The sequence below is a fragment of the Citrobacter sp. TBCS-14 genome, from assembly GCF_005280805.1.
GTDB lineage: Bacteria > Pseudomonadota > Gammaproteobacteria > Enterobacterales > Enterobacteriaceae > Citrobacter > Citrobacter gillenii.
The window spans coordinates 1-212 of the sequence record NZ_SZWM01000096.1 but is presented as its reverse complement, the minus strand read 5'-3'; the positions used below and the strand labels follow the sequence as shown (position 1 = coordinate 212).

Below are 212 nucleotides of genomic sequence, written 5' to 3'. Positions count from 1 at the left end.
CTCGTCACGTCCGCTCAGAAGCAGAACTTTGGTCCCTGGTACTACGTTGAAATGCCCGATCGGTTACGGACCATATGGAATGTCTCGTTCGACTTCTTCAGCGAGAAGGGCGAGATAATCTTCACGCGTCATTGACTGTGAAAAACGCCCACACACAGAAACTTCCAGCCAGATGCCAGACTGAAAGTATTAAAAAAGTCTGATCTAAAAAC

Annotated in this window: 1 pseudogene; it reads right to left on the bottom strand. The window is 47.2% G+C overall.

Annotated features, from left to right (window positions below):
- A pseudogene (locus FDX22_RS00535) lies at positions 1–156 on the bottom strand (SOS response-associated peptidase); the annotation flags it as partial.
- Positions 157–212: the final 56 nt, after the last annotated feature.